27 protein-coding genes and 1 tRNA gene are annotated in these 23,921 nt (G+C 61.4%); 16 read left to right on the forward strand and 12 right to left on the reverse strand.

What is annotated here, in order from left to right; genetic code table 11:
• Positions 1–146 precede the first annotated feature (146 nt).
• From thrS to CO670_RS04520, 4 genes are all read right to left on the reverse strand, one after another.
• Positions 147–2,153 (reverse strand): threonine--tRNA ligase, encoded by a 2,007-nt coding sequence (thrS, locus tag CO670_RS04505; protein ID WP_097589153.1) that lies wholly within the window; start codon positions 2,151–2,153, stop codon positions 147–149.
• A 121-nt stretch (positions 2,154–2,274) separates the two neighbouring features.
• Positions 2,275–2,802: a DUF1697 domain-containing protein gene (locus tag CO670_RS04510; protein ID WP_097589154.1), complete on the reverse strand. Its 528-nt coding sequence runs from the start codon at positions 2,800–2,802 to the stop codon at positions 2,275–2,277.
• Positions 2,803–2,807: 5 nt separating this feature from the next.
• Positions 2,808–3,212, reverse strand: coding sequence for a membrane protein insertion efficiency factor YidD (yidD, locus tag CO670_RS04515; protein WP_097589155.1), 405 nt, complete (start codon positions 3,210–3,212; stop codon positions 2,808–2,810).
• Between the two features lie 5 nt (positions 3,213–3,217).
• Complete coding sequence (locus CO670_RS04520; RefSeq protein WP_097589156.1) at positions 3,218–3,664, reverse strand: iron-sulfur cluster assembly scaffold protein; 447 nt, start codon at positions 3,662–3,664, stop codon at positions 3,218–3,220.
• Positions 3,665–3,970: 306 nt separating this feature from the next.
• Between CO670_RS04520 and folE the strand changes: the two genes are divergently transcribed.
• The 3 genes from folE to CO670_RS04535 all read left to right on the forward strand — a co-directional run bounded on the left by folE (position 3,971) and on the right by CO670_RS04535 (position 6,142).
• Positions 3,971–4,585: a GTP cyclohydrolase I FolE gene (folE, locus tag CO670_RS04525; RefSeq protein ID WP_097589157.1), complete on the forward strand. Its 615-nt coding sequence runs from the start codon at positions 3,971–3,973 to the stop codon at positions 4,583–4,585.
• Positions 4,586–4,610: 25 nt separating this feature from the next.
• Positions 4,611–5,063, forward strand: a complete 453-nt coding sequence (gene hisI / locus CO670_RS04530) for a phosphoribosyl-AMP cyclohydrolase (protein WP_097589158.1) — start codon at positions 4,611–4,613, stop codon at positions 5,061–5,063.
• 116 nt (positions 5,064–5,179) lie between these two features.
• Positions 5,180–6,142, forward strand: coding sequence for a patatin-like phospholipase family protein (locus CO670_RS04535; RefSeq protein WP_088674317.1), 963 nt, complete (start codon positions 5,180–5,182; stop codon positions 6,140–6,142).
• Between the two features lie 57 nt (positions 6,143–6,199).
• Here CO670_RS04535 and CO670_RS04540 read toward each other — a convergent pair whose 3' ends face one another.
• The gene (locus CO670_RS04540) at positions 6,200–6,634 is read right to left on the reverse strand and encodes a CBS domain-containing protein (protein ID WP_088674316.1); all 435 of its coding nucleotides are present in this window, start codon (positions 6,632–6,634) and stop codon (positions 6,200–6,202) included.
• Positions 6,635–6,725: 91 nt separating this feature from the next.
• Positions 6,726–7,514: a rhomboid family intramembrane serine protease gene (locus CO670_RS04545; RefSeq protein WP_097589159.1), complete on the reverse strand. Its 789-nt coding sequence runs from the start codon at positions 7,512–7,514 to the stop codon at positions 6,726–6,728.
• A gap of 262 nt (positions 7,515–7,776) precedes the next feature.
• On the opposite strand from CO670_RS04545, the gene CO670_RS04550 reads away from it, so the two are divergent.
• The 7 genes from CO670_RS04550 (at position 7,777) to CO670_RS04580 (ending at position 14,222) form a co-directional block, all read left to right on the forward strand.
• A complete protein-coding gene (locus CO670_RS04550) occupies positions 7,777–8,421 on the forward strand; it encodes a PAS domain-containing protein (protein WP_097589160.1) in 645 nt (214 codons plus the stop codon).
• A gap of 123 nt (positions 8,422–8,544) precedes the next feature.
• Entirely contained in the window at positions 8,545–9,156 is a 612-nt protein-coding gene (locus CO670_RS04555) for a PilZ domain-containing protein (protein ID WP_088674313.1), read from the forward strand.
• Positions 9,157–9,217: 61 nt separating this feature from the next.
• On the forward strand, positions 9,218–10,192 hold the full coding sequence (gene pip / locus CO670_RS04560; RefSeq protein ID WP_097589161.1) for a prolyl aminopeptidase: 975 nt from the start codon (positions 9,218–9,220) through the stop codon (positions 10,190–10,192).
• Positions 10,193–10,556: 364 nt separating this feature from the next.
• Positions 10,557–11,162, forward strand: coding sequence for a transglutaminase-like cysteine peptidase (locus tag CO670_RS04565; protein WP_088674311.1), 606 nt, complete (start codon positions 10,557–10,559; stop codon positions 11,160–11,162).
• 226 nt (positions 11,163–11,388) lie between these two features.
• Positions 11,389–12,174: a hypothetical protein gene (locus CO670_RS04570; protein WP_097589162.1), complete on the forward strand. Its 786-nt coding sequence runs from the start codon at positions 11,389–11,391 to the stop codon at positions 12,172–12,174.
• Positions 12,175–12,294: 120 nt separating this feature from the next.
• Positions 12,295–13,833 carry a D-alanyl-D-alanine carboxypeptidase gene (locus tag CO670_RS04575; protein ID WP_097589163.1) on the forward strand — a complete coding sequence of 513 codons (1,539 nt, stop codon included), beginning with the start codon at positions 12,295–12,297 and terminating at the stop codon, positions 13,831–13,833.
• A gap of 113 nt (positions 13,834–13,946) precedes the next feature.
• Positions 13,947–14,222 carry a hypothetical protein gene (locus tag CO670_RS04580; protein WP_088674308.1) on the forward strand — a complete coding sequence of 92 codons (276 nt, stop codon included), beginning with the start codon at positions 13,947–13,949 and terminating at the stop codon, positions 14,220–14,222.
• Positions 14,223–14,225: 3 nt separating this feature from the next.
• Here CO670_RS04580 and CO670_RS04585 read toward each other — a convergent pair whose 3' ends face one another.
• Both CO670_RS04585 and CO670_RS04590 read right to left on the reverse strand, forming a co-directional pair.
• Positions 14,226–14,663, reverse strand: a complete 438-nt coding sequence (locus CO670_RS04585; protein WP_097589164.1) for a DUF1489 family protein — start codon at positions 14,661–14,663, stop codon at positions 14,226–14,228.
• Positions 14,664–14,723: 60 nt separating this feature from the next.
• The gene (locus tag CO670_RS04590) at positions 14,724–16,127 is read right to left on the reverse strand and encodes an L-serine ammonia-lyase (RefSeq protein WP_097589165.1); all 1,404 of its coding nucleotides are present in this window, start codon (positions 16,125–16,127) and stop codon (positions 14,724–14,726) included.
• 194 nt (positions 16,128–16,321) lie between these two features.
• On the opposite strand from CO670_RS04590, the gene CO670_RS04595 reads away from it, so the two are divergent.
• Together CO670_RS04595 and CO670_RS04600 are read left to right on the forward strand one after the other, a co-directional pair.
• Positions 16,322–17,086, forward strand: a complete 765-nt coding sequence (locus CO670_RS04595; protein ID WP_097589166.1) for a DUF599 domain-containing protein — start codon at positions 16,322–16,324, stop codon at positions 17,084–17,086.
• Positions 17,086–18,075, forward strand: a complete 990-nt coding sequence (locus tag CO670_RS04600; protein ID WP_097589167.1) for a heparan-alpha-glucosaminide N-acetyltransferase — start codon at positions 17,086–17,088, stop codon at positions 18,073–18,075. The genes CO670_RS04595 and CO670_RS04600 overlap by 1 nt, the downstream gene beginning before the upstream one ends.
• 24 nt (positions 18,076–18,099) lie before the next feature.
• Here CO670_RS04600 and CO670_RS04605 read toward each other — a convergent pair whose 3' ends face one another.
• Together CO670_RS04605 and mgtE are read right to left on the reverse strand one after the other, a co-directional pair.
• A complete protein-coding gene (locus CO670_RS04605) occupies positions 18,100–18,492 on the reverse strand; it encodes a MerR family DNA-binding transcriptional regulator (RefSeq protein WP_037171273.1) in 393 nt (130 codons plus the stop codon).
• 64 nt (positions 18,493–18,556) lie between these two features.
• Positions 18,557–19,972 carry a magnesium transporter gene (gene mgtE, locus CO670_RS04610; RefSeq protein ID WP_097589168.1) on the reverse strand — a complete coding sequence of 472 codons (1,416 nt, stop codon included), beginning with the start codon at positions 19,970–19,972 and terminating at the stop codon, positions 18,557–18,559.
• Between the two features lie 237 nt (positions 19,973–20,209).
• Between mgtE and CO670_RS04615 the strand changes: the two genes are divergently transcribed.
• The 3 genes from CO670_RS04615 to CO670_RS04625 all read left to right on the forward strand — a co-directional run bounded on the left by CO670_RS04615 (position 20,210) and on the right by CO670_RS04625 (position 21,968).
• Complete coding sequence (locus tag CO670_RS04615; RefSeq protein WP_088689487.1) at positions 20,210–20,704, forward strand: peptide deformylase; 495 nt, start codon at positions 20,210–20,212, stop codon at positions 20,702–20,704.
• A 72-nt stretch (positions 20,705–20,776) separates the two neighbouring features.
• A complete protein-coding gene (locus CO670_RS04620; protein WP_097589266.1) occupies positions 20,777–21,289 on the forward strand; it encodes a BON domain-containing protein in 513 nt (170 codons plus the stop codon).
• A 310-nt stretch (positions 21,290–21,599) separates the two neighbouring features.
• The gene (locus CO670_RS04625) at positions 21,600–21,968 is read left to right on the forward strand and encodes a hypothetical protein (protein ID WP_097589169.1); all 369 of its coding nucleotides are present in this window, start codon (positions 21,600–21,602) and stop codon (positions 21,966–21,968) included.
• 76 nt (positions 21,969–22,044) lie between these two features.
• On the opposite strand, the gene CO670_RS04630 is transcribed toward CO670_RS04625, so the two are convergent.
• Together CO670_RS04630 and CO670_RS04635 are read right to left on the reverse strand one after the other, a co-directional pair.
• A complete protein-coding gene (locus tag CO670_RS04630) occupies positions 22,045–22,689 on the reverse strand; it encodes a methyltransferase (protein WP_097589170.1) in 645 nt (214 codons plus the stop codon).
• 226 nt (positions 22,690–22,915) lie between these two features.
• Positions 22,916–23,000 (reverse strand) — tRNA-Leu (locus CO670_RS04635).
• 181 nt (positions 23,001–23,181) lie between these two features.
• Between CO670_RS04635 and lipB the strand changes: the two genes are divergently transcribed.
• Positions 23,182–23,895, forward strand: coding sequence for a lipoyl(octanoyl) transferase LipB (lipB, locus tag CO670_RS04640; protein ID WP_097589171.1), 714 nt, complete (start codon positions 23,182–23,184; stop codon positions 23,893–23,895).
• Positions 23,896–23,921 lie beyond the last annotated feature (26 nt).

The following is a 23,921-nucleotide window of genomic DNA, read 5'->3' on the forward strand; positions in this document are numbered from 1 at the left end:
GCGTGAAAGATCGCGTGGATCGGCCAGCGCTTTAAGCGCCGATTTCCATCACTGGTTGGAAGATACTTCGAAGAGCAGCCGGTCTCGGATGCCCGCTTTCCTATTCGACAGCGCCGAGGTTCGGCGCTGTCGAATTGCGGCTATTTTCAAGCCGCCTTGGCTTTCCTTGCTTCGGCCTTGCGACGCACGTCCGGCGGTGTCGCCTCGAGGGCCAAGCTCTCGACGGCGGCGTCGAGCCCCATCGAAACCTGATCCTGGCTGCCGAGGCGGCGGATATTGACCGTGCGCTCCTCGGCTTCCTTCCTGCCGCAGACGATGATAACAGGAACCTTGGTCACCGAGTGCTCGCGGATCTTGTAGTTGATCTTCTCGTTGCGGAAGTCGGTCTCGACGTTGAGACCGGCATCACGCAGCGCCTCGGCCACCTCAAGCCCGTAGGCATCGGCTTCCGAGGTGATCGTCGCCACCACCGCCTGCAGCGGCGATACCCAGAGCGGCATGTGGCCGGCGAAGTTCTCGATCAGGATGCCGAGGAAGCGCTCCATCGAGCCGCAGATGGCGCGGTGGATCATCACCGGCTGCGTCTTTTCGGAGTTGCTGTCGATGTAGAAGGCGCCGAAACGCTCCGGCAGGTTGAAGTCGACCTGCGTGGTGCCGCACTGCCATTCGCGGCCGATCGCATCCTTCAGCGTATATTCGAACTTCGGACCGTAGAAGGCACCCTCGCCCGGCAGAATGCCGGTCTTGATGCGGCCTTCCGACTGAGCCTCGATCGTTTTCAGCACATCGGTCATGACGGCTTCGGCGCGATCCCAGAGCGCGTCGGAACCGACACGCTTTTCCGGACGGGTCGAAAGCTTCACGACGATTTCCTTGAAGCCGAAATCTTCATAGACCGACAGGATCAGATCGTTGATCTTCAGGCACTCGGCGGCCATCTGCTCGTCCGTGCAGAAGATATGCGCATCGTCCTGCGTGAAGCCGCGCACGCGCATCAACCCGTGCAGCGCGCCCGAGGGCTCGTAGCGATGCACCAGGCCGAATTCCGCCAGACGGATCGGCAGTTCGCGATAGGACTTCAGGCCATGCTTGAAGATCTGCACGTGGCCGGGGCAGTTCATCGGCTTCAGCGCGAAGACGCGGTTGTCCGCTTCCTTGTCTTCCGGATGGGTCATCGCATGCGCCGATTTCACGGCGAACATGTTTTCCTGATACCAGCCCCAGTGCCCCGAGGTTTCCCAGAGAGAGGTATCGAGCACCTGCGGCGCGTTGACTTCCTGATAGTCGGCGGCCAGCCGTCGGCGCATATAGGCGACGAGCGTCTGGAAGATGCGCCAGCCCTTGCCATGCCAGAAAACGACGCCCGGGCCTTCCTCCTGGAAGTGGAAGAGGTCCATTTCGCGGCCGAGCTTTCGGTGATCGCGCTTCTCGGCTTCCGCCAGCACATGCAGGTAATTGTCGAGATCGGCCTGGTCGGCCCATGCCGTGCCGTAGATGCGCGACAGCATCGCGTTGTTGCTGTCGCCGCGCCAATAGGCGCCGGCAACTTTCATCAGCTTGAATGCGGTGCCGACCTGGCCGGTGGAAGCCATATGCGGGCCGCGGCAGAGATCGAACCAGTCGCCCTGATGGTAGATCTTCAGATCCTGCCCTTCGGGAATCGCGTCGACGAGTTCGACCTTGTACTGCTCGCCCTTGGCGGCAAAGACTTCCTTGGCCTTCTCGCGCGACCAGACCTGCTTGGTGAAGGGCGCGTTGCGGGCGATGATCTCCTTCATCTTCTTTTCGATCTTCGGCAGATCGTCGGGCGTGAAGGGCTCGTTCTTGGCGAAGTCGTAGTAGAAGCCGTTCTCGATGACGGGGCCGATCGTCACCTGCGTGCCGGGCCAGAGTTCCTGCACGGCTTCTGCCATCACGTGCGCGGCGTCATGCCGAATAAGCTCCAGCGCGCGGCCATCCTTGCGGGTGATGATCTCGATCTTGCCGTCGGTGACGGCATCGGAAAGGTCTTGCACGGTGCCGTCGATCGCAATGGCGACGGCGCTCTTGGCAAGCGACTTGGAAATGGATTCGGCGACATCCTTGCCGGTCGCGCCAGCCGGGAAGCTGCGCACCGAACCATCGGGAAATGTCAGGGAAACGGATTGGGACATCGAAATTCTCCTTGTCCAGTCCCGCCAACGAATGCGGGTGGTTGAAATGGAAGCGTCATCCCTGTGGGATGCGCTGTCGCCTGATACTGAGATTTGCCGCGGGAGTAAAGAAGAAGCCGGCCTACATGATCATCTGAGCGAGGCCGCAGACCGTATTCCAATTGCGCATCGTGCCGATGCCGAGCCGCTTGGTCGTCAGCGCCGAAAGCAGCTTGGACTGGCTCGGTTTGCCGGCGAAATCGATCCAGAGATCGCCGCCGACGACGGCGATGCGCTGTCCCTCCGCCATCAGCGGTTTAAGCGCCTCCACCTTCTCGGGATCGATCGGCAGGCGCATCACCCGCACGATCACCTGATCACCGCTGCCATCCCTGAAGGGATTGGTGCCGCAGAGCGCCATCCAGGTGCAGTCGCTGCGCACGATGATATCGACATGCTTGCCGAACTTCTCTTCGAAGCCTTCTTCTAGCGCGACCTCGAGTTCGTGCGGCCGCACGTCGTCGGCTTCGAAGACGAGATTGCCCGTCGAAACCAACGTGCGCGGGTCGCGATAACCAAGCTCTTTGGCAAGTTCGCGCAAATCTTCCATGATGACGCGCCGGTCGGGCGTCAGGACGATGCTGTGCAGAAGCGCCACGAACATGCTCATCGCCCTCACCCTCTCTTGCGCCCGAGGGCGAGATAGCGCCACGGGGTCCACCAGGGAAAATCGTCGCTGAGCGTCTCGGGCACCTGGTCGAGGCCGCTGGTGCCGCCCGGGCCGCAACGGCCGACGCGGAAGAGCGTCATCCAGCCGCCTGCCCAAAGGCCGTGGCGGGCGATCGACTCGTAGCCATATTCGGAACAGGTCGGGATATGGCGGCAGGAATTGCCGACAAAGCCGGAGAGCGTCAGCTGATAGAAACGGATGAGCCCCATGCCGAGCAGGCGGTCGGGAGTTTTCCGGAAGGGGCCGGCATAGTTGCGGGAACGCTGTGCCGGCGCTTTGCGCGGCTTTTCTGGGCCGGCGGCGCCGCCGTCGTCCTCATCGCTGATCTGCTGGGCGCAGAACTCGCACATCTCGCTTACGCCTCGACAACTTCCGTCCGTTTCGCCTCGATCTGCCCGATCGCGTCGACGACCGCATCGAAGGTCAGCATCGTCGAAGCGTGGCGGGCCTTGTAATCCCGCACCGGCAGCAGGTAGCGCATATCTTCGAACCGCCCGACGGGACCTTCCCCATCCGCCTTCAACATGGCGAGCATGTCCTGGCGCGCCTGGCGTACTTCGTCCGATGTCGCCCCCACGACATGGCGGGCCATGATCGAGGAAGAGGCCTGCCCGAGCGCGCACGCCTTCACGTCATGGGCAAAACCCGTCACGGTATCGCCGTCCATCTTCAGCCAGATCCGCACCTTAGAGCCGCAGAGCTTCGAATGGGCCTGGGCGCTCGCATCGGCGTCCGAGAGCGTCCCGGTCAGTGGAATATTGCCGGCGAATTCGAGGATTTTGCTGTTGTAGATGTCGTCCATGCTGGATTCCGCTCCAAAATCGCTGCGGATTGGCCGTTTTTCAGCCTGTTATTGTCGTTGAAACAAAAAACACACCGTGTCCTCTAAGGATACTTACATAGCACGGCCGTCTTCCTATATGTATGTCGTTCGAAGGCCATGAAAATGCAATGGCCTCGTGTAAGTTTGATTGGGAAACCGTGCCGGACGGGCTGAATGGCCCTGAAAGCCCCGGAGCCTGCCAAAGGTGCAAGAATTCCCGAATGGGACTGACCAGTGGCAATTCCGACAGATGGGTCCGCAGTGCGGACCAGGAGACCATTGATCATGGACGCCATCGTGAAGAACTTTCCGCAGACGAACCGCGAGTCCGACCGCCCCTCCCAGCAGGAGGCGGAGGAAGCCGTCCGCGTTTTGCTGCGCTGGGCCGGTGACGATCCGACGCGCGAAGGCCTGCTCGAAACGCCGGCCCGTGTCGTCAAATCCTATCGCGAACTTTTCTCCGGCTACGACATGGCGCCGGAAGACGTGCTCGGACGCACCTTCGAAGAGGTCGCCGGCTACGATGACATGGTCCTCGTCAAGGACATTCCTTTCTATTCGCATTGCGAACACCACATGGTGCCGATCATCGGCAAGGCCCACGTCGCCTACATGCCCGATGGCCGCGTGCTCGGCCTTTCGAAGATTGCCCGCGTGGTCGAGATTTTCGGTCGCCGTCTCCAGACGCAGGAAACCATGACGGCGCAGATCGCCCGGGCGATCGATGATACCCTTAATCCGCGCGGTGTCGCGGTGATGATCGAGGCTGAACATATGTGCATGGCGATGCGCGGCGTTCAGAAGCAGGGCTCGACCACATTGACGACGACATTTACGGGAACGTTCAAGACCGAGCCGGCCGACCAGGCCCGTTTCATGAGCATGGTGCGGAGCCGCTGATACCGGCTCCCTCAGGAGGGCCGCGATGGGGCAACTGATCTTCAATCAACCGTCCGAGGACAAGTCCGCCTTGGAAGACGCCGGTGATTTCACGCCGCGTTTCGACGATCGCGGCCTGATCACCGCGATCGTGACCGATGCCGGCGACGGCGAGCTCTTGATGGTGGCGCATATGAACGCCCAGGCGCTGGCGCTGACCATCCAGACCGGCACGGCCCATTATTTCAGCCGCTCACGCGGCAAGATCTGGAAGAAGGGCGAGACCTCCGGCAATCTCCAGACGGTCAAGGAAATCCGCACCGATTGCGATCAGGACGCCATCTGGCTGAAGGTCGGGGTCGCCGGTCACGACGCCACCTGCCACACCGGCCGGCGCTCCTGCTTCTACCGGACGGTCACCCTTCAGGACGGAAAACCGATGCTCGATATCGTTGACGACGAGCGTCATTTCGATCCCAAGGACATCTACGGAAAATAGGCCGAATTCCCGGACATTTGTCCCTTATTGCGCCAGAAACCGCCTCTATATACGATTTGGAAACGGATCAGGCACACTATCGGAAATCACGTGTTCTGCTGGGAGGGGAGAGCGCCATGCTGAGCTGGAGTCTGCATCGTCAAAGCTCTGAAGGCGAGGGTTCCGGCTCCGGCATGTCCACCACACTCGAAACGATCCCTCCCCCCGCGCCTGCAAAAAAAATCAAGATCGCGCTTGCGCTCGGCGGCGGAGCGGCTCGCGGCTGGGCCCATATCGGCGTGCTGCGCGCCCTTGACGAGGCCAAAATCGAGATCGGCATGATTGCCGGCACCTCGATCGGAGCGCTGGTCGGCGGCTGCTATCTCGCCGGCAAACTCGATGAGCTCGAAAGTTTCGCCCGCTCGCTGACCATGCGCCGCATCGCAAGCCTCTTGGATCTCACGATCGGCGGTAGCGGCCTCTTCGGCGGCATGCGGCTGACCAAACGCATGCAGGAACATCTCGAAGGCTTCAACGTCGAGGATCTCGACCGGCCTTTCGTCGCGGTCGCGGCCGAGGTCAATACCGGTCATGAAGTCTGGATCGCCAACGGTTCGCTGATCACGGCGCTCAGGGCTTCCTATGCCCTGCCCGGCATTTTCGAGCCGGTGCGCAGCAATCACCGCACGCTGGTCGATGGAGCGCTGGTCAATCCCGTTCCCGTCTCCGTCTGCCGCGCTTACGAGCAGCTGCTCGTGGTTGCCGTCAATCTCAATTACGATCTCTACGGCCGTTCTGCCGTCGTCCGGCATAATGCCAGCCTCTCGCCGCAGGAAGTTCAGAAGCAGGAAGAGGCGCCCTATGCGCGGCTCGGCATGACCGGCGTCATGGTGCAGGCCTTCAACATCATCCAGGATAGGATTGCCCGCGCCCGCCTTGCCGGCGACCCGCCTGATATTTCGCTGCAGCCGCGTCTGAGCGACATCGGCCTTTCCGAGTTTCACCGGGCCGGTGAAGCGATCGAACGCGGTTATGAGGAAGCCAGGGCGAGGCTCCCCGAAATCAAGCGCATGCAGGAAGTCTACGCCAGCCATCCCTGATGCACACGTCGTCCCAAGGCGGCTTGGGACAACGGCACGCAACGAGGTAACGAAACCTCAACCGGCGATATAGGCCTTGATTTCCTCGGCCTCACGCTCGACCGCGGCAATGCGCGATTTCACCACGTCGCCGATCGAGATGATGCCGGCAAGCTTGCCGTTGCTTTCCACTGGTACGTGACGGAAACGGCGGCTGGTCATCAGCTCCATCAACTCGTTGACGGTCGTCTCCTCGTGACAGCGATAGACCTTCGACGTCATGACCTGGGAGAGCGGCTGATCGAGGCTCTCCTTGCCGTGCTTGGCAATGGCATGCACGAGATCGCGCTCGGTGAACATGCCAGAAATCCGGTTTTCCATGCCGACGACCACGATGGCGCCGATCTTCTTCTTGCTTAGAATCGCGGCCGCCTCGGCAACGGTGGTATTCGGCGCGGCGGTGACGACGTCCCTACCCTTCAGGTCGAGGATTGCTTTGACTGAACTGGTCATTCGAACCTCCTATGTCCGTGAAACACTTGTCACAGGCATCCGCGGCAGTTTCTCCCCCCATCGCGGATTGTTCGATGGTGCACCGCCGGGCTCAGGATTGCAACAGATCCTTCTCCGCTTCGGCAGGTTCCACAGGCGGGCGCGGCGCCCGGTCGAAAAACGCAAACAGGAGGAAGCCGAAGACGAAGCCGCCGATATGCGCATCCCAGGCAATTTCCTGGCTGCCGTCGCCGACGAGCGGGACGCCGACGGCAATCAGCGCATTGCCGAACAGCCAGAACAGCATGAAGATGACGACGGTGCGGCTCTTCATCGCCTCGAAAATGGAAAGCCGCGCATTGAGATGCGCCGGCTGCATCGGCTGCCGTTCGGGCGGAAAAGCGAATCGGCATGCGGCTCCCATCAGTCCGGAAATGACGCCGGACGCGCCGATCAGCAGCGATATGTCTCCCCAGTTCAGCGCCGCATGCAGGGCGGCGGACGCAATCGAGGAAAACAGCCAGAAGAGCACGAAACGCAGCGTGCCGATGCGGCGCACGACCGGCGCGCCGAAGGCCATCAGCCAGACGGCATTGAAGACGATATGTTCGACGCCGCCATGCAGCAGCGAATAGGTGACGGGCGTCCAGAACAGTTCCGGCCCCTGCTGCGACAGCGGGATCAGATAACGTGCGGGAATGAAGCCGAAGGTGAAGAACAGCCACTCCACCGCACCGTCGGACAGCACGAGCGCCTGCACCGCATAGATCGCGACCAGCAGGCAAAGGCTGAAGAACAGCGCCGGCGGAAGGTTGAAGACCGGTACGCGCGGTGGCGGTGCCGGCGGCTGGCCCCTTGGAAGTTCGGGCGCCGTATTCGGCTCGGCCGTCTGCTCGTTCATCTGTATTTCGCCTCGTTGAGGCCACAGCCATACAGGAGCGCCTGTCAAAAAAAAAGCCGCCCGGAGTGTCGGACGGCATACCGGGATTCCAAGGAAAGACTTTGGCCCGGTCAGGCTGTGCAGAACTTCGAAAGTCGAAGCGATGTGAAACAGTGTCACGACGGGCATCGCAGCTCAACCGAAACCATTCGTTAACCTTACCGGCGCCGCTTTGGCATGAAATCCGCATGGTAAAGCCTGTAAGGGCCATGAGGGCCTGAAATTGCTCCGGAATGGGACAGGTTGGTGTGAAATGCGTTTACAAACGACCATCGAAATCTTCGACTACTGGAATCGCATCCGCGGCACTGCGGATGCGCCGTTGAAGTCACAAGTCGAACCCTCTGCCGTCCCCCATCTTCTCCAGAGCCTCTTCATCCTGGAGATGCGCGAAGGGAGAGACATCCGCTTCCGGCTTGCCGGCACCCGCATCTGCGATCTCTTCGGACGCGATCTGCGCGGCGAGCGCTTCTCGTCGCTATGGGCGCATGGCCAGCATATGGATATCGAACGCACGGCGATGGGCGTCATGGACCATGCCATGCCGGCGCTGTTCAATGCCACCGGCTACAGCACCGTTGGTCACCAGGCCTCCTTCGAGATCGTCATGATGCCCCTGCGTTCGCAGGACGGCGCCTGCGACCGGCTGCTCGGCGCAATCACGCCGGCGGCGGCCGCGAGCTGGCTGGAGATCGTGCCGCTCGAATTCCTGGCGCTCGACCGCAGCCGTCTGCTGCCGGCACGTTTCGGCAAGACTGCGTCGGTTGAGATGCGTCCGATCAACAAGATCGCCGCCGGCAAAAGCGCCCGTTTCGGGCAGGTCATGCGCCGCATGGTGTCGCATCTGCTGAGCGCGGAGGCGCGCTGACAGTCCCGTTTCGGAACATCCGGCATACTCGTTTTCGGCTATACGGAAATAAGGCGGAACAACCTTCTGTTAATGGATTGCGGGTAATGATCGGACTCTCAGATTTGATGAAGAAGCCCTTTGATGCACTCGTTCCAGCCAGCACAGACGCAACGACCTGCGCCGCGCCCTGAACAGGGCGTTTTCCAGCGTGTGCCCATCAATATGCAGGGCCGGCTGATGCTTGCGAACTACGAGGAATTCGAATGCATGGTGATCGACATGTCGCCCGGCGACATGTACGTCACCTGCATCGGCCGGCCGCGCGCCAATGAGCGAGTCGTCGCCTATATCGACCATCTCGGCCGCGTCGAAGGTTATGTCCAGACGCTCGATGGCCGCGGCTTCACCATGTCGATCAACGCCACCGAACGCAAGCGTGAGAAGCTCGCCGCCCAGCTCACCTGGCTTGCCAACAAACATGAACTCGGCCTGCCCGAGGATCGCCGCCACGACCGTCTGACGCCGCGCGACGTGAAGACCGAACTCACGCTCGATGACGGCACGCGTTATTCCTGCCGCATCATGGACCTCTCGCTGTCGGGCGCAGCCATCGACGTCGAAATGCGCCCTTCGATCGGCACGGCGGTGCGTCTCGGCAATATGCGCGGCCGTGTCGTGCGCCATTTCGTCGAAGGCGTCGCGATCGAATTCCTCTCGATCCAGTCCCGCGAGACGTTGCGCGAATTCCTCTGAGTTGTCTTTCAATCGTCACCGATATGGCGGATAAGGCTCGTCTCCTCGTTCGGGCGCGCCGATGTCACCTCTCTATCCTGAGATCGAACCATATGATCAAGGCCTGCTCGATACGGGCGACGGCAACCTGATCTATTGGGAAGCCTGCGGCAATCCGGCAGGCAGACCGGCGCTCGTGCTGCATGGCGGACCGGGGTCCGGTTGTTCGGCCGCGGCGCGGCGTCAGTTCGATCCCGACGCCTATCGCATCATCCTCTTCGATCAGCGCAATTGCGGCCGCAGCCTGCCAGGTGCCGCCGACTCGGAAACCGACCTCGCCCTCAACACCACCTGGCATCTCGTTACCGATATCGAGCGGCTGCGGACCTATCTCGGCATCGACAGCTGGCTTCTTCTCGGCAATTCCTGGGGCTCGACGCTGGCGCTCGCCTATGCCGAAACCCACCCTGAGCGCGTCGCTGCCATTGTGATTGCGGGCGTGACCACGACGCGTCGCTCGGAAATCGATTGGCTCTATCGCGGCATGGCGCCCCTCTTTCCCGAGGAATGGCACCGTTTCCGTGAGGCCATTCCGCTGGACGATCGAGGGCGAGAGGACGATATGGTTGCCGCCTATTACCGTCTTCTCAACGATCCGGACCCAGAGACGCGTCTCAAGGCGGCGCGCGACTGGCATGCATGGGAAGCAGCCCCGATCCTGCTTGCCGACCCCGCAGGCCTGCCGTCCCGTTGGTCCGATCCGGCCTTTTTGCTGACGCGCGCCCGTATCATCACCCATTATTTCGTGCACGGCGCATGGCTGGAAGAAGGCGCACTTTTGAAGAATGCCGGACGGCTCGCCGGCATTCCCGGCATCCTCCTCCAGGGGCGATTCGACATCGAAGCGCCGCTTGTCACCGCATGGGAACTGGCGCGCGCCTGGCCGCAGAGTGAGCTCAGGATCCTTCCGCGTGCCGCCCATTCCACATCAAATCCGGATATGAGTGCGGCAATCGTCGCCGCCACCGATCGATTTCGCGATTTTTCTCAAAAATAATTTTCCGCCGAAACCACGGATGTGAGCGATATTCCGGTTCCGAACCGGCCGAATCGGTCTGTTTCGATAATATCGCCCGCCTGTCAGCTGCCATCGGCGGCGCACCGGCATTTTATCCGGCTCAGCAAAATCCTTAACGCGGGAATGGCAGTGCAAGCCTTTCACGAAGGAAAGCCTTGTTGCGTATGTTTCAATTTTAATCGAATTCGAGACAAATCAGCTTCAAATTTTATGCGCATTCGAGATTGTTTTTAGTCAAGATTTATCCGCATTTGAATCAACTAAGCCTTTAATTCTATTGCGTAATTTTCCGTGAGATAAAAACGTGTGTGCCATTGTCGTCCCAACTTACGGGGAGACGGCAATGACAAGTGCGAATATCCTGAAAGGCGGCTTTCTGGCCGGTGCGATCATGATGGCAATGGCGGGTTCGGGACAGGCGACGCCCGCCAGCATGGCCCTAGCAGGCAATGCCAGCCCGCCGATCGGACACTACGAATTCTGCAAGGCGAACCCGAAGGAATGCGCCTATTCCGGCGGCGATGCCGGGCCGGCAATCCTCACCGAGGACCGCTGGAAGGAAATCCTCAAGGTCAATTACACCGTCAATTCGTCGATCCAGCCGGAAACGGACGAACAGATCTACGGTGTCGAAGAGCGCTGGGCCTATCCGACCACCGTCGGCGACTGCGAGGATTATGTCCTGCTGAAGCGCAAGATGCTGATCGAGGACGGTTTCTCGCCGTCCGACACGCTGATCACCGTCGTATTGCAGCCGAACGGCGAAGGTCATGCCGTGCTGACGGTCCGCACCGATCACGGCGACTTCATCCTCGACAATATGCGCAACAAGGTGCTGCTCTGGTCGGATACCGAATATACCTATCTGAAGCGCCAGTCGGCCAGCGATCCAGGCCGCTGGTCGAAGCTTCAGGACGGCCGCGCCGAGGCGGTCGGTAGCGTCAAGTAAGAACAGGCCGCCGGCAATACCGGCAGAAGGCCTCGGCCCGGTCAGTCCCCGCATCCCGTCCCCGACCGGTGCCCAAGAGCCGTTCCCGCTGTCCCGGGAACGGCTCGCCCTTTTTTTTGGCGCAGGCGTTTCATTCCTCGTACGGCTGCTCCTTGAAATCTTAGCGAAATATTAACCCTGCCGGTCCGATCATTCCGATGAGATTCATCATCGGCGCCGGCGGCTCATGTTCTTCCTGCGGCGGGCCGGAACGCGAAGAACCGCCATGAGCCACGCCGTGCAGAGCGCACCCGACGAGCAGCCGCTTCTTTCCATGGGCTTCCTCCTCCGCACCATGGCGGTGATCGCCGTCCTTGCGGTGCTGACCGTTGCGATCAGCATCGGCGGGCGCTGGTTCGGCCGGCACATCTCGCTTGCCGGCAACACCGACAGCACCGCTGAAATCACGCTGACTATCGGCCGTGACACCGTGAAATTCCCCGAGAACGCCATCCGCTTTCCAAGCCAGAGACATGACGGCGCCGCCGAACGCGTCGACCTCTATCTCGCCTGGCCGGAAATGCGGGGCTACGGCAAGGAAAACCATCTCCGATTCGATGATGTGTCCCAATCCTCAGGCCTGATCTTCCTGCAGATCGCCCAGAGCACGATGTCGCGCGACATGTCGGGACGCCTGGAGCCGATCTATTCCCATCTGCTCGAAGGCGCGGCCGAGCTTTTTCGCGACGGTTTGACGCTGCATCGTCTGCGCGCCGACGCGGGCTATGGCGACGAGGTGCTGCTGACGGCCCCCGTCAAGGATGGGCCGGATTACGTCGTGCGCTGCATATTGCCTTCAGCCCCCGACAAGGCTGCGAGCGGAGATTGCCAGCGCGATATCAAGGTCGGCAAGGATCTTAGTGTGCTTTACCGCTTCTCAAGCAGCCATCTCAGCGACTGGGAACATATTGATGCCGCTATCCGGACCTTTGTGGAGGCGCGTCTTATGAACCGTTCTGCGACAAGTCCCTAAATGCCTCCCGGACAGTGAAATAAACGATTCATCATAAACGGATTGGTAACGCCCAATCGGTAATTTCAAAAGACGGACTGTGCGGCGGGGGGTGTGTGCGGTTCCCGCCAAATAACTGAAATGCAAGCGAAGAGTGGAATAGTGTCAAGGTCAGTCTCCTCCGTATCATCGTCCCGATCCGGCAGTTTTGTCGCAAAGCTGCTGGCGATCCTTTCGGTGGCTGTCACGATCGTCCTGGTCGATTCGGCAGGCGCCGAAGCGAAGGCGGCCAATCCGAAATATGCCGGCATCGTCGTCGACGCCAAGACCGGCAACGTTCTCTACAGCGAGAATGCCGATCGGCTGCAATATCCCGCTTCGCTGACCAAGATGATGACGCTCTATCTGGTTTTTGAAGCATTGGAGCAGGGGCGCATCCGTCTCGATACGCCGGTTCCCTTCTCAGCTCATGCTGCAGCCCAGGCGCCGACCAAGCTCGGCGTGCGCGCCGGCGGCACCATCACCGTCGAACAGGGTATTCTCGGCCTTGTCACCCTGTCCGCCAATGACGCCTCGACTGCCCTCGGCGAAATGCTCGCCGGCAGCGAGGATCGCTTCGCTCAATTGATGACCGCCAAGGCACATGCTCTCGGCATGACGCGCACCACCTATCGCAATGCCAACGGCCTGCCGAACACGGCGCAGATGACGACGGCGCGCGACCAAGCTCGTCTCGGTATCGCCCTTCGCCAGCATTTCCCGCAATATTACGGCTATTTCTCTACCCGCGCCTTCAAGTTCGGCAGCCGCACGATCCGCAGCCACAACCGCCTGGTCGGTTCTGTGCGCGGCGTCGACGGCATCAAGACCGGCTATACCCGCGCTGCCGGCTTCAATCTGGTGAGCTCCGTGCAGGTGGACGGCAAGTCGATCGTCGGCGTCGTGATGGGCGGCACCTCCACGCCTGCCCGCGACGCCCAGATGCGCAACCTGATCGCGACCTATCTGCCGAAGGCATCGAGCCGCGGCGGCTCCTCGGCGCTGATCGCGCAGACCGCCCCTGCCCCGGCGCTCGCGATCATCGAAACGCCCGCCCCTGTTATGCCGAAGAAGGCGCCGCAGCAGGTCGCAAAGACGATCACATCGGCGCAGCCGCCGGTTTCGGCAGCCGCCGCCGATCTCAGCCTGCCGCATAAGGGGCCGCTGCCGGATGCGCGCTACCAGGTCGCCGAGACCGAAGTCGCCTATGCCGAGACCGCTGCTCCGAAATCGGACAATCCGCTGGTGACGCAGGCGATGCCCGCGCCGACCAAGGTCAAGACCACCACTTTCAAGCCGCAGGCTCCGGCCGCAGCTCCAACGGAACAGGGCGATAGCGGCGTCGACCACGTCACGACCGCTTCGACCAACGCCGCTTCGACGAATGCCGGCCCGACCGGCTGGGTCGTGCAGGTAGGCGTTTCGCCGAGCCGGCAGATGGCGATGGACCTGCTGGAAGGCGCCAAGAGCAAGGGCGGCAAGGCGCTGGCCTCGGCAAAGCCCTTCGCAGTCGCCTACGGCGCCGGCAGCGACCAGGTATACCGTGCGCGCTTCGGCGGCTTCGACGATCAGCGTGATGCCGTCAACGCCTGCAAGGCCTTGAAGAAGGCCGGCGTCAAGTGCTGGGCGGCTGCCCAATGAGGAATTCGATGCTGCCCACAGAAGTGCCGGCGGCATCGGTGACGGCCGGAATCGGTGTTTGCGTTTCCGGCCACCATTTTTGAACTCGATCAGTATTGCTTACGGGGAAAACAATGGCGATCAATGAGAATGTTCCGGGAACGCCTTCAGAGCGCCGCGCTGCGGCCAGGACGCGTTCATCCTTGCATCCTCTGCACGAGGCGGCTATGCGCCTCGCCGAAATCGGTTTGCAGCGGCCAAGGGCGAAATCGCCAAAGACCCGGGATCTCATCAATCTGCTGCTTTGCCATGGCGCCCGCGCCTGGCGCTATTCCCAGCCGGAAGCCCGCATCCATCTGCACGTGACCTCGCCGGACGGAAGCGCGCCGGTGCAGTTGCGCCTGCGCTGAGTTTCAGAGCAGGCCGAGTTCGGTAAGCTCGCGGCGAAGGTCGGCCGGCATTTCTGCAATGCCGGCGCCAAGGCTCGTCAGGTCCGGCGCCACGTCGTCCTGCACGTAGTAGCGCCAGCCCTGGAAAGGGCGCTTCGGCTGCACCGCCGTCTCGATGACCTCCGGTCCGAGCATCAGGCGGCAACGCGAAATCCCCTCGCCGTCCGTGAAGGTCTCAATGTCGAGCAGCTTCTGGCGCGCCTGCACCTGCCCCTTGATCACCCAATAGAGCGAGCCGCCGTCGAGCAGCTCCTCCATGCGCTTAGGCACCATGCGCGTCGTGTGCACCGAATGCGGCTCTAGCCCGGCGGCGATGGCGCGCAGCGACCGTTCCGCCACCCATTCGCGCAGATCGTCGATCGAGTCGGCGCCGACACAGAGTTTGATGAGATGCAATGCCATGCCGCCGTTGAAATCCTTTTGGCGGCGGGCGTCAAGTGTGAAGCGAAAGTCTCCACACACTCAGCATTCGACGACATTGACGGCCAACCCGCCGGTCGAGGTTTCCTTGTATTTCTCGCTCATGTCGTGGCCGGTCTGGCGCATCGTCTCGATGCAGGCGTCGAGCGGCACGAAATGCTGGCCGTCGCCCTTGACGGCGAGTGAGGCCGCGGTGACCGCCTTGACAGCGCCGAGCGCGTTGCGCTCGATGCAAGGAACCTGGACGAGGCCGGCGACCGGATCGCAGGTCATGCCGAGATGGTGTTCCAGCGCAATTTCGGCGGCGTTTTCGATCTGCTCGGGCGTTCCCCCCATGACGGCGGCAAGCCCCGCAGCCGCCATCGCGGCCGCCGAGCCCACCTCGCCCTGACAGCCGACCTCGGCGCCGGAGATCGAGGCATTGTGCTTGATGATGCCGCCGATGGCGGCGGCCGTCAGCAGATAGTCGCGGATACCGTTCTGGTCCCAATCCTCGTGAAAATGCTCGTAGTAGCGGATCGTCGCCGGGATGACACCGGCCGCTCCGTTGGTCGGCGCGGTGACGACGCGCCCGCCGGCCGCATTCTCCTCGTTGACGGCCATTGCGTAGACGCTCAGCCAGTCATTGGCGAGCAGCGGATTGATACGGTTGCTGCGCCACTCCTCCTGCAGCTTGTCGTGAATTCGCCGCGCGCGGCGCTTGACGTTGAGGCCGCCGGGCATGATGCCCTCGACCTTGAGGCCGCGCTCGATGCAGGAGCGCATCGCCTCCCAGATGCGGTCGAGTCCCTGGTCGAGCTCCTCGCGGGAGCGCTGGCTCTCCTCGTTCGCACGCTTCATCTGGGCGATCGAAAGCCCGGAGCGCTCGGCCATGTCGAGCATCTGCTTGGCGGTCGAGAAGGGATAGGGTACGCGCGCCCCGCCGGCGGCGTTCTTCTTCGCCCGCATCTGCTCGAGTTCGGTGTCGGTGACGACGAAGCCGCCGCCGACCGAATAATAGATTCGCTTGACGAGCAGCCGGCCATCTTTGTCGAAGGCGGAAAAGGACATGCCGTTGGCGTGGCCGGGCAACGGCTGTTTCTTGTCGAAGATCAGGTCGGTCTTCGGTTGGAACTGATAGCCGGGATGGCCGGCCGGCGTGATGCGGCCGGTGCGCTCCACCGTATCGATGATGCCGTCCATCTTGTCGGGATCGACGCTGTCGGGCGCCTCGCCCATCAGCCCGAGAATCACGGCCCTGCCCGTGCCGTGGCCGATGCCGGTATGGGCGAGCGAGCCGTGCAGGCTGACTTTGATCGCGGCGACCTGCGCGCCCGATGACGGACGCGGCCACTCGTTCGACAGGATCAGCTCGAGAAACCGGTTGGCCGCCGACATCGGACCCATCGTGTGGGAGCTCGATGGCCCGACACCGATCTTGAAGACATCGAATACCGAAAGAAACATGGATGCGCTTTCTGAACAGGAGGATGTAAGCTTAAGCGAGGCCGGTTTTCGACCCGGGTGGCGTACCGACATCGCATGGAGCCGGTGCGACATTCCGGCTGAACACTAAATGCAGGCGAGCCGCCTTACCAGTCATTGCAGCATTTCAATGCATATGTAGAGTGGCCGGCGTTCATGCGGAGACTGAATCACTGATGACGACGGCGGATTACCTCGCTCTGGCCTTCTTTGCCTGTGTCTGGACGGGCTATTCATGGCTTTTGAAGGGCCGCACCTTCTTCGGACGCACCAGCCTGACGCATGCGATGACCGAACGGCGCCGGGAGTGGATCTACAATTCGCTGCGCCGCGACCTGAAAATGATCGATACGCAGATCATGTCCGGCCTGCAGAACGGCACCGCCTTTTTTGCTTCGACCTCGATCTTTGCGCTCGGCAGCTGCTTTGCTTTGCTCGGTGCGACCGAGAAGGTCGACGCTGTCTTCGCCGACCTGCCCTTCGTCTTCCATGGCGGTCACGCCGCGTTCGAGCTCAAGGTCGGCGGGCTGGCGGCGCTTTTCGGCTATGCCTTCTTCAAGTTCGGCTGGTCCTATCGGCTGTTCAACTATTGCACGATCCTCTTCGGCTCCATTCCGATGATGCGCGACACCGAGAGCGACGTCATCGCCGCCGAGCGGGCCGCCGAACGCGTCATCCGCATGAATGTCATCGCCGGCAGCAATTTCAACGAGGGGCTCAGGGCGATCTTCCTGTCGATCGGTTATCTCGGCTGGTTCATCAATCCCTATGTCTTCATCCTGACGACGGCGGTCGTCATCTTCGTGCTGGCACGCCGGCAGTTCTTTTCCGAGGCGAGACTGGCGATCATGGATGCCGGCCCGCCATCAAATCTCCACCTTTCTGCTATTCGCCGCGATATGCCGTCGCGCGACGGAAACGATTTGCCCGAGGGCCTCTGATGACATTGCCGGCACTTGAAGCCGACGCGGCGGCCAGGCCGCCGCGCATCGGTCTGTTGGACACCGCGCGCGGTGTCGCGCTGATCGCCATGGCGACTTACCATTTCAGCTGGGACATGGAGTTCATGGGCTATCTCCCGGCCGGCGCGGCGGAGACCGGCTGGCTGAAGATCTATGCCCGGGCGATCGCCACGACCTTCATCTTCATCGTCGGCATCAGTCTGGTGCTCTCCAGCACGCCCGAGATCCGCTGGCGCTCCTTCTGGAAACGTTTCGGCATGATCGCGGCGGCGGCCGCGCTCATTTCAGTCGCCACGCGCATCGCCATGCCTAACGAGTGGATCTATTTCGGCATCCTGCATTGCATTGCGGTGCTCACGCTTATCGGCGTGGTCTTTGTGCGGCTGCCGCTTGCTTTCACGCTGGTCATGACGGTCGCCCTCCTTGCCGCCTGGATCACCGACAATTTCGGAACGCCGGGGCTGCTTCGGTCATCCTTCTTCGATCCCCGATATCTTGCCTGGATCGGTCTTGCCGAGATGCCCGAGCGGTCCAACGATTATGTGCCGCTCTTTCCCTGGGCGACGCCCTTTTTCGTCGGGCTGAGCCTCGCCTCGATCGCGCTCAGAACCGGGTTCGCACACCGGCTTGCCGCCATCGGCACCGGCTCCTCGTGGCCGGCAAGGCTCGGCCGTCACAGCCTTGCCTTCTACCTCATCCACCAGCCGGTTTTGATCGCCATTGCCTACGGGCTTTCCCTCGTGGTCCCGCCGGCCAAGCCTGATCCGGTCGAGACTTACCTAAAGCAATGCAACGCCGCCTGCGTGATGCAGCAGGGCGAAGCGCTCTGCCGCAGCTTCTGCGAATGCACGCTGCAGAAATTGCAGTCGCAGGCTCTGCTCACACCATTGCAGGCGGGTACGATCGACGTTCAGAACGACGATCGCGTACAGACGATTGCCGCGCAATGCAGCGCGGAAGCGGAATAAAGGGCGGCGAGCGCTCGAGAGCATTCAGGTGGTGACGCCGATTTCGGCGAGGCGGCCGAGGCAGGCCTCTTCGATATTGTCGAGTTCCGTCAGCGTGTCGTCGATATCCTTGCGCTTCTGGCGCAGGTCCTCGCGCTTCTCGTCCACGCGCTTCATCAGGAGCTTCAGCTGGCCGAGTTCGCCCGGCGGCTCCTTGTAGACCTGGATGATTTCGCGGATCTCCGCGATGGTGAAACCGATGCGCCGGCCGCGGAGGATTTCGGCGATGAGCCGCCGGTCGGCGGGCCGGAAGAGACGGGTACGCCCTCTCCGCTCCGGATGGATCAGTCCCTCGTCTTCGTAGAAGCGAAGTGTGCGCGTGGATACACCGAATTCGCGCGTCAGCTCCGTTATGCTATAATATTTGTTCACAGGCATTTATTCCCCATCTGCATGGGGCATAATATTGACTTTTACGTAATAGTCAATTTGTGCAGCCGGCTTAGATGCCGAACCACCATGTGGCGATGCCGAGAAAGGCGAAAAAGCCCGTACAGTCGGTCACCGTCGTGACGAAGACGGAAGAGGCGATCGCCGGGTCGGCCCCCATCTTGTCGAGCAGCAGCGGCAGAAGAATGCCGGCAAGCGCCGCCGCCATCAGGTTGATGATCATCGCCGCCGCGATCACGCCGCCGAGCTGGTAGTCGTGGAACCATGTGCCGGCGATCGCGCCCATGATTGTCGCGAAGACCATGCCGTTCAGGATGCCCACGCCCGCCTCCCTGCGGATGATGCGGCCGGCATTGTAGATGTCGAGATCGCGGGTGGCGAGTGCGCGCACCGTCACCGTCATCGTCTGCGTGCCGGCATTGCCGCCCATCGAGGCGACGATCGGCATCAGCACAGCCAGCGCGATCATCTTCTCGATCGACGCGTCGAACAGGCCGATGACGCTCGCCGACAGCATCGCCGTGCCGAGGTTGATCAGCAGCCAGAGAAAGCGCGAGCGCGCCGTCGAGAGCACATTGTCAGACAACTCTTCGTCGCCGACGCCGCCGAGGCGCTTGATGTCCTCGTCCGCCTCCTCATGAATGACGTCGACGACGTCGTCGATGGTCAGCACGCCGACCAGCCGGCCGTTCTCGTCGACGACGGCGGCCGAGAGAAGGTCGTATTGCTCGAAGAGCTGCGCGGCCTCTTCCTGGTCCATCTCGGCGGGAATCGGATGGTTGGTCTCGCGCATGATCTGCTCGATCTTCGTCTGCCGCTTGGTGCGCAGGATCTGGTCGAGATCGACGGCGCCGAGCAGCTTGAAGGTCGGATCGATGACGAAAATCTGCGAGAAGGAATAGGGCAGATCCTCCTCGTCGCGCATGTAGTCGATCGTCTGCCCGACGGTCCAGAACGGCGGCACGGCGACGAATTCCGTCTGCATGCGGCGCCCGGCCGAACTTTCGGGGTAGTCGAGCGCCCGGCGCAGCCGCACGCGTTCGGTGAACGGCAGCTGGGCGAGGATCTCTTCGCGATCCTCTTTGTCGAGGTCTTCGAGAATGTAGACCGCATCGTCCGAATCGAGTTCGCCGATCGCCGCGGCGATCTGGTCGTTCGGCATCTGGTCGACGATTTCACGACGGATCGCCTCGTCGACCTCGGTCAGCGCCGTCATGTCGAAATCGTCGCCGAGCAGGCGCACCATCGCAAGGCGCTGATCCGGCTGGATCGATTCCAGCAGGTCGCCTATCTCGGATTCATGCAGGCGGGCGACGTTCTCGCGCAGGAACAGCGTGTCGCGGTCGGCGATCGCGGCGCCGACGAGCGCCAGGAAATCGCTGCGGACATTGCCGTCCTCATCGTAGATATCGGCTTCCTCGTCGTCGGGACGCCTGCGGGTGCGGTCGTCCGTGTCGGTCGTCGTCATCTGCCGCCCTCGCATGGTTCGAATTTCAACGACTGCCGCCCGCATTCGCAAATGTCGGCGGAAAACACATTATCAACAAGCGGATAAGCAAATCCTACGCGGGGTTCCCGCAGCCGGATTCCTGCTCCTGCTAGCTCAAAGCATGCTTGTCGTAAAGCGGCAAACCATGCTTCGTGATGACAATGCCCGCGGCCGGCGATAGTTTCCGCCGCCATCCATGCAGAGAGAGCCCGTCACATGCCCATCCGTCCGATTCTGCGCTATCCGCATCCTGGCCTGAAGACTGTCTGCGCGCCGGTGACGGCCTTCGATTCGTCGCTCGCCGAGCTCGCCGAAGACCTCTTGGCGACGATGCGCGCCGCTCCCGGTGTCGGCATCACCGCCGCGCATATCGGTGTCGCGAGCCGCGTGACGGTGCTGGAACTCGACAAGGACGACGGCGTGCGCCTCTACGTCAACCCGGAGATTACATGGTTTTCGAAGGAGACGATGAGCCATGCCGAAGGCAGCGTTTCCATGCCCGGCGCAACAGACGAGGTTACGCGCCCGCGGGCGATCCGCTTCCGCTATCAGGATGCCGGAGGCGCCGTGCATGAGGATGCTGCCGAAGGGTTTCTCGCCATCTGCATTCAGCATGAGGTCGACCAGCTCGACGGCATTTTCTGGCTGCAGCGCCTTTCCCGGCTGAAACGCGAGCGCCTCGTCAAGAAATGGGAGAAGGCGCAGGGCTGACAAATCGCCCGCTCCATGCCGAACCATTCGCAGCTGCCGGCGTTTCCAGCAGAGAAACAAGGAGCGAATGCAATGGCAAGAACAGGTGAAAAGACTTCGCCCTCTCGCGAAAAGCTGGAGCTTTCGCGCGAAGAAGATTATCGCGATCTTGAGGAACGCAATCTCGATGACGGCTGGCCCTATGCCGACGGCAATGGCCCCAGCGACCCTGTCAACCGTCCCTATGGCGAGACGGCGGCCAATTTCGAAAGCGATCCCACCCAAGGTTTCCGGATCGACGGCACGGATGAGGACGGCAACGAAAACCGTCTGAAGGATTCGCTGCGCGCCGGTATGATCGACCGCGACGAAAGCGACGATCTCGAGGCGCGGGTGAACGACAATATCGAGAACATCCCCGGCATCGACATCGATAGTATCGAAGTTCACGCCGATGGCCATGTCGTCACTTTGGAGGGCTCTGTGGAGACGATCGGCATGGCTCGCAAGGTCGAGCTCGGGGCGCTTTCGGTCGACGGCGTTCATCATGTCCGCAACAAATTGCAGCTGACCGGCGTCGATGCGCACATTCCGAATGAGGACTGATCCCACCCCGGAAAAAGCAAGAATCTTAAACGGGAGGCACTCCGCTGCCTCCCGGATATCCGCTTTCCACATTACCAAAAGTTAACAATTTCAGATTGTGGCTAAAGCTGCCGATGGCCGCCTGCTTTCGCCAGGTGGTCCCTGTAACGAAAACGTCAAAATCCTTGACAAGACTGTGATTTCATTTGGACAAAAGGTCGCGGGCCGCGCGTTTTTCGTTCACAAAATTGCCAGAATTGGGGCGCGAACTTTGAAGCGCCAGGGGTTGGTTTATGTTGTTGAATTCAACAGCAGATTGAGGAGATGAACCATGCGCATCAAATTTGCCCTCGCCGCGTCCCTGTTCGCTGTCAGCCTTGCAGGCGCTGCCTTCGCCCAGCCGACCTATTCCGACGACTACACCAATGACAGTGATGGCTTTGCGCCGAGCAAGATGGCGCAGCCTGCCCCCGTTCACTACAGCAGCAACCACAAGGCCCCGGCCTATTCCAGCGATTACACCAATGACAGCGATGGATTCGCCCCCGTCGCCATGACGGCTCCTTCCGTCGACAAGACGGCAACCGCCAGCATCAAGTCCTTGCCCGATTGCCACAGCATGATCGGCCCGCGCGGCTCCCACACCAAGGGTGCCGACAGCGGCGCTTCCCGTACGGAAGCATGCCGTGCGACCCACTGATCGACCGCGACACGTGATCGGGAGGAAAGGGCCGGAAATCGGCCCTTTTTCTTGTCGATGATTATCCGCTGGCGCCTCAGAACACGAATGGAACGAGTCGGTGACGCGTCGTGGCCATGAAGGCCGTGTAGGCAGCATCCTGTTTGAGCAGACGCTCTTCCGCCAGCAGGCGGAGGCACTGCGCGACGAGAGCCGTCGCGTAGATCGCAAAATTCCAAAGGCTCGGGTGAGCTAGGAAGAAGCCGATATGGGTTAGCAGATAACCGGCATACATCGGATGGCGGACAAACTTGTAGGGTCCGCCGATCTTGACGCCGCGATTGGCCGGCACCAGCCCGAAGCTCCGCCGCAATGTCAGCTTTGCAGAGATCTGCAGAGCGAGGCCGAAGGCCATCACCATCACGCAGAGCGTAAGAGGCGCGAGCGGCTGCGTCGCGGAAGGCGAAACCAGCAGCGGGAAAAGCGTGCCGACGGCCGTGACCGCCCAGTCGAAGAGACGAAGCGACGTATTTCTCGTCGGCCGGCGCATCAGAATCAGGAAGGCGGCCGCGCCCTCGGAAATGAGCAGCAGGCAATCGATGACTGCACGATTGTCTTGCATTTGCGGCAGCACGCGCATGACGATAGCGACAAAGAAATAGCTGATAAGCACCTTCTCGACGATATCGAGAGCGAAATGGACGTCGAGGAGTGACCAGCTTGACGCCGCCTTTTTTTTCATTGTTCGCAAACTTTCGCATCCATAGGAATAAGCTGACCTATATCTTTGCGACAGCTAATCGTCGGTTAAGGCAACCGACTCGATTCTCACGATGGCGATGATTGGTTACTTCGTTTCGGCCGCAGAAGGCGGCCGCGGCAACAGGTCGGCAGCCACCGTTGCAGCATATCAGATAGAGGGGGATCTGCCGGAGTTATCACTCGGCGATTGCTCTCCTGAAAGGAGATGGTGCGGTCGAGAAGACTCGAACTTCCACGGGTTGCCCCACAGCGACCTCAACGCTGCGCGTCTACCAATTCCGCCACGACCGCATCGTGGTAGGTGCCGATTTGCGTCGGCGGGGCAGCATGTAGCAAAAGCATTTGGGGTGCACAAGGGCGATATGACAGTTTTTTTCAAAACCTTTCACAGCATTTGAATTGCCGCCCAAACGCGTCCATATAGGTCTTCTGCCGCCCCTTTTTTTCAGGCATTTCGAGGAGGCGGCAAGGAATGGCCATGCTTCGCACCGATCTCGAATTCTCCATGCTTCCGAAACCCGGCGCCCGTCCGGTGCGCTGGCGCATTGCCGAGGGACTCGTTCCCTATGAGGAAGCGGTGGAGACGATGGAGCGCGAGGTGGCCGCGATCGCCGATGGCGGCGACGAGCTCGTCTGGCTCGTCGAGCATCCGCCGCTCTATACCGCCGGCACCAGCGCCGATGCGAGCGATCTCGTTCAGCCGGACCGCTTTCCGGTCTTTGCGACGGGGCGCGGCGGTGAATATACCTATCATGGACCCGGCCAGCGCGTTGCTTACGTCATGCTCGACCTGAAGCGCAGGCGCCAGGACGTGCGCGCCTTCGTCGCCGCCCTGGAGGATGTCGTCATCCGCACGCTCGACATGATGAACGTGCGCGGCGAGCGGCGCGAGGATCGCGTCGGCGTCTGGGTGCGCCGCCCTGAGAAGCCGCTGCTTCCGGATGGCGCCATGGCCGAGGACAAGATCGCCGCCCTCGGAATCAGGTTACGAAAATGGGTGACCTTCCATGGCCTGTCGCTCAACGTCGATCCCGATCTCGATCATTTCAGCGGCATCGTGCCCTGCGGTATATCCGCCTATGGCGTCACCAGCCTCGTCGATCTCGGCCTGCCCGTCATGATGTCGGATGTCGATATCCGGCTGCGCGCCGCTTTCGAGGCGGTTTTCGGCGAAACCGTGGCTTGATCTGCTTGGGTTTCCCGTGATTGATG

The organism is Rhizobium sp. J15 (genome assembly GCF_002531825.1).
In the GTDB taxonomy this organism is placed as follows: domain Bacteria; phylum Pseudomonadota; class Alphaproteobacteria; order Rhizobiales; family Rhizobiaceae; genus Rhizobium.

What these genes read in the sequence shown, in the direction of transcription:
- yidD (WP_097589155.1), bottom strand. Translation starts at nt 3,212, where the DNA reads ATGTGCGAGTTCTGCGCCCAGCAGATCAGCGATGAGGACGACGGCGGC.
- CO670_RS04535 (WP_088674317.1), top strand. Translation starts at nt 5,180, where the DNA reads ATGCTGAGCTGGAGTCTGCATCGTCAAAGCTCTGAAGGCGAGGGTTCC.
- CO670_RS04555 (WP_088674313.1), top strand. Translation starts at nt 8,545, where the DNA reads ATGCACTCGTTCCAGCCAGCACAGACGCAACGACCTGCGCCGCGCCCT.
- CO670_RS04600 (WP_097589167.1), top strand. Translation starts at nt 17,086, where the DNA reads ATGACATTGCCGGCACTTGAAGCCGACGCGGCGGCCAGGCCGCCGCGC.
- CO670_RS04590 (WP_097589165.1), bottom strand. Translation starts at nt 16,127, where the DNA reads ATGTTTCTTTCGGTATTCGATGTCTTCAAGATCGGTGTCGGGCCATCG.
- CO670_RS04595 (WP_097589166.1), top strand. Translation starts at nt 16,322, where the DNA reads ATGACGACGGCGGATTACCTCGCTCTGGCCTTCTTTGCCTGTGTCTGG.
- lipB (WP_097589171.1), top strand. Translation starts at nt 23,182, where the DNA reads ATGGCCATGCTTCGCACCGATCTCGAATTCTCCATGCTTCCGAAACCC.
- pip (WP_097589161.1), top strand. Translation starts at nt 9,218, where the DNA reads ATGTCACCTCTCTATCCTGAGATCGAACCATATGATCAAGGCCTGCTC.
- mgtE (WP_097589168.1), bottom strand. Translation starts at nt 19,972, where the DNA reads ATGACGACGACCGACACGGACGACCGCACCCGCAGGCGTCCCGACGAC.
- CO670_RS04520 (WP_097589156.1), bottom strand. Translation starts at nt 3,664, where the DNA reads ATGGACGACATCTACAACAGCAAAATCCTCGAATTCGCCGGCAATATT.
- CO670_RS04615 (WP_088689487.1), top strand. Translation starts at nt 20,210, where the DNA reads ATGCCCATCCGTCCGATTCTGCGCTATCCGCATCCTGGCCTGAAGACT.
- thrS (WP_097589153.1), bottom strand. Translation starts at nt 2,153, where the DNA reads ATGTCCCAATCCGTTTCCCTGACATTTCCCGATGGTTCGGTGCGCAGC.
- CO670_RS04540 (WP_088674316.1), bottom strand. Translation starts at nt 6,634, where the DNA reads ATGACCAGTTCAGTCAAAGCAATCCTCGACCTGAAGGGTAGGGACGTC.
- CO670_RS04585 (WP_097589164.1), bottom strand. Translation starts at nt 14,663, where the DNA reads ATGGCATTGCATCTCATCAAACTCTGTGTCGGCGCCGACTCGATCGAC.
- CO670_RS04625 (WP_097589169.1), top strand. Translation starts at nt 21,600, where the DNA reads ATGCGCATCAAATTTGCCCTCGCCGCGTCCCTGTTCGCTGTCAGCCTT.
- CO670_RS04570 (WP_097589162.1), top strand. Translation starts at nt 11,389, where the DNA reads ATGTTCTTCCTGCGGCGGGCCGGAACGCGAAGAACCGCCATGAGCCAC.
- CO670_RS04575 (WP_097589163.1), top strand. Translation starts at nt 12,295, where the DNA reads ATGCAAGCGAAGAGTGGAATAGTGTCAAGGTCAGTCTCCTCCGTATCA.
- hisI (WP_097589158.1), top strand. Translation starts at nt 4,611, where the DNA reads ATGGGGCAACTGATCTTCAATCAACCGTCCGAGGACAAGTCCGCCTTG.
- CO670_RS04580 (WP_088674308.1), top strand. Translation starts at nt 13,947, where the DNA reads ATGGCGATCAATGAGAATGTTCCGGGAACGCCTTCAGAGCGCCGCGCT.
- CO670_RS04565 (WP_088674311.1), top strand. Translation starts at nt 10,557, where the DNA reads ATGACAAGTGCGAATATCCTGAAAGGCGGCTTTCTGGCCGGTGCGATC.
- CO670_RS04605 (WP_037171273.1), bottom strand. Translation starts at nt 18,492, where the DNA reads ATGCCTGTGAACAAATATTATAGCATAACGGAGCTGACGCGCGAATTC.
- folE (WP_097589157.1), top strand. Translation starts at nt 3,971, where the DNA reads ATGGACGCCATCGTGAAGAACTTTCCGCAGACGAACCGCGAGTCCGAC.
- CO670_RS04630 (WP_097589170.1), bottom strand. Translation starts at nt 22,689, where the DNA reads ATGAAAAAAAAGGCGGCGTCAAGCTGGTCACTCCTCGACGTCCATTTC.
- CO670_RS04545 (WP_097589159.1), bottom strand. Translation starts at nt 7,514, where the DNA reads ATGAACGAGCAGACGGCCGAGCCGAATACGGCGCCCGAACTTCCAAGG.
- CO670_RS04620 (WP_097589266.1), top strand. Translation starts at nt 20,777, where the DNA reads ATGGCAAGAACAGGTGAAAAGACTTCGCCCTCTCGCGAAAAGCTGGAG.
- CO670_RS04510 (WP_097589154.1), bottom strand. Translation starts at nt 2,802, where the DNA reads ATGAGCATGTTCGTGGCGCTTCTGCACAGCATCGTCCTGACGCCCGAC.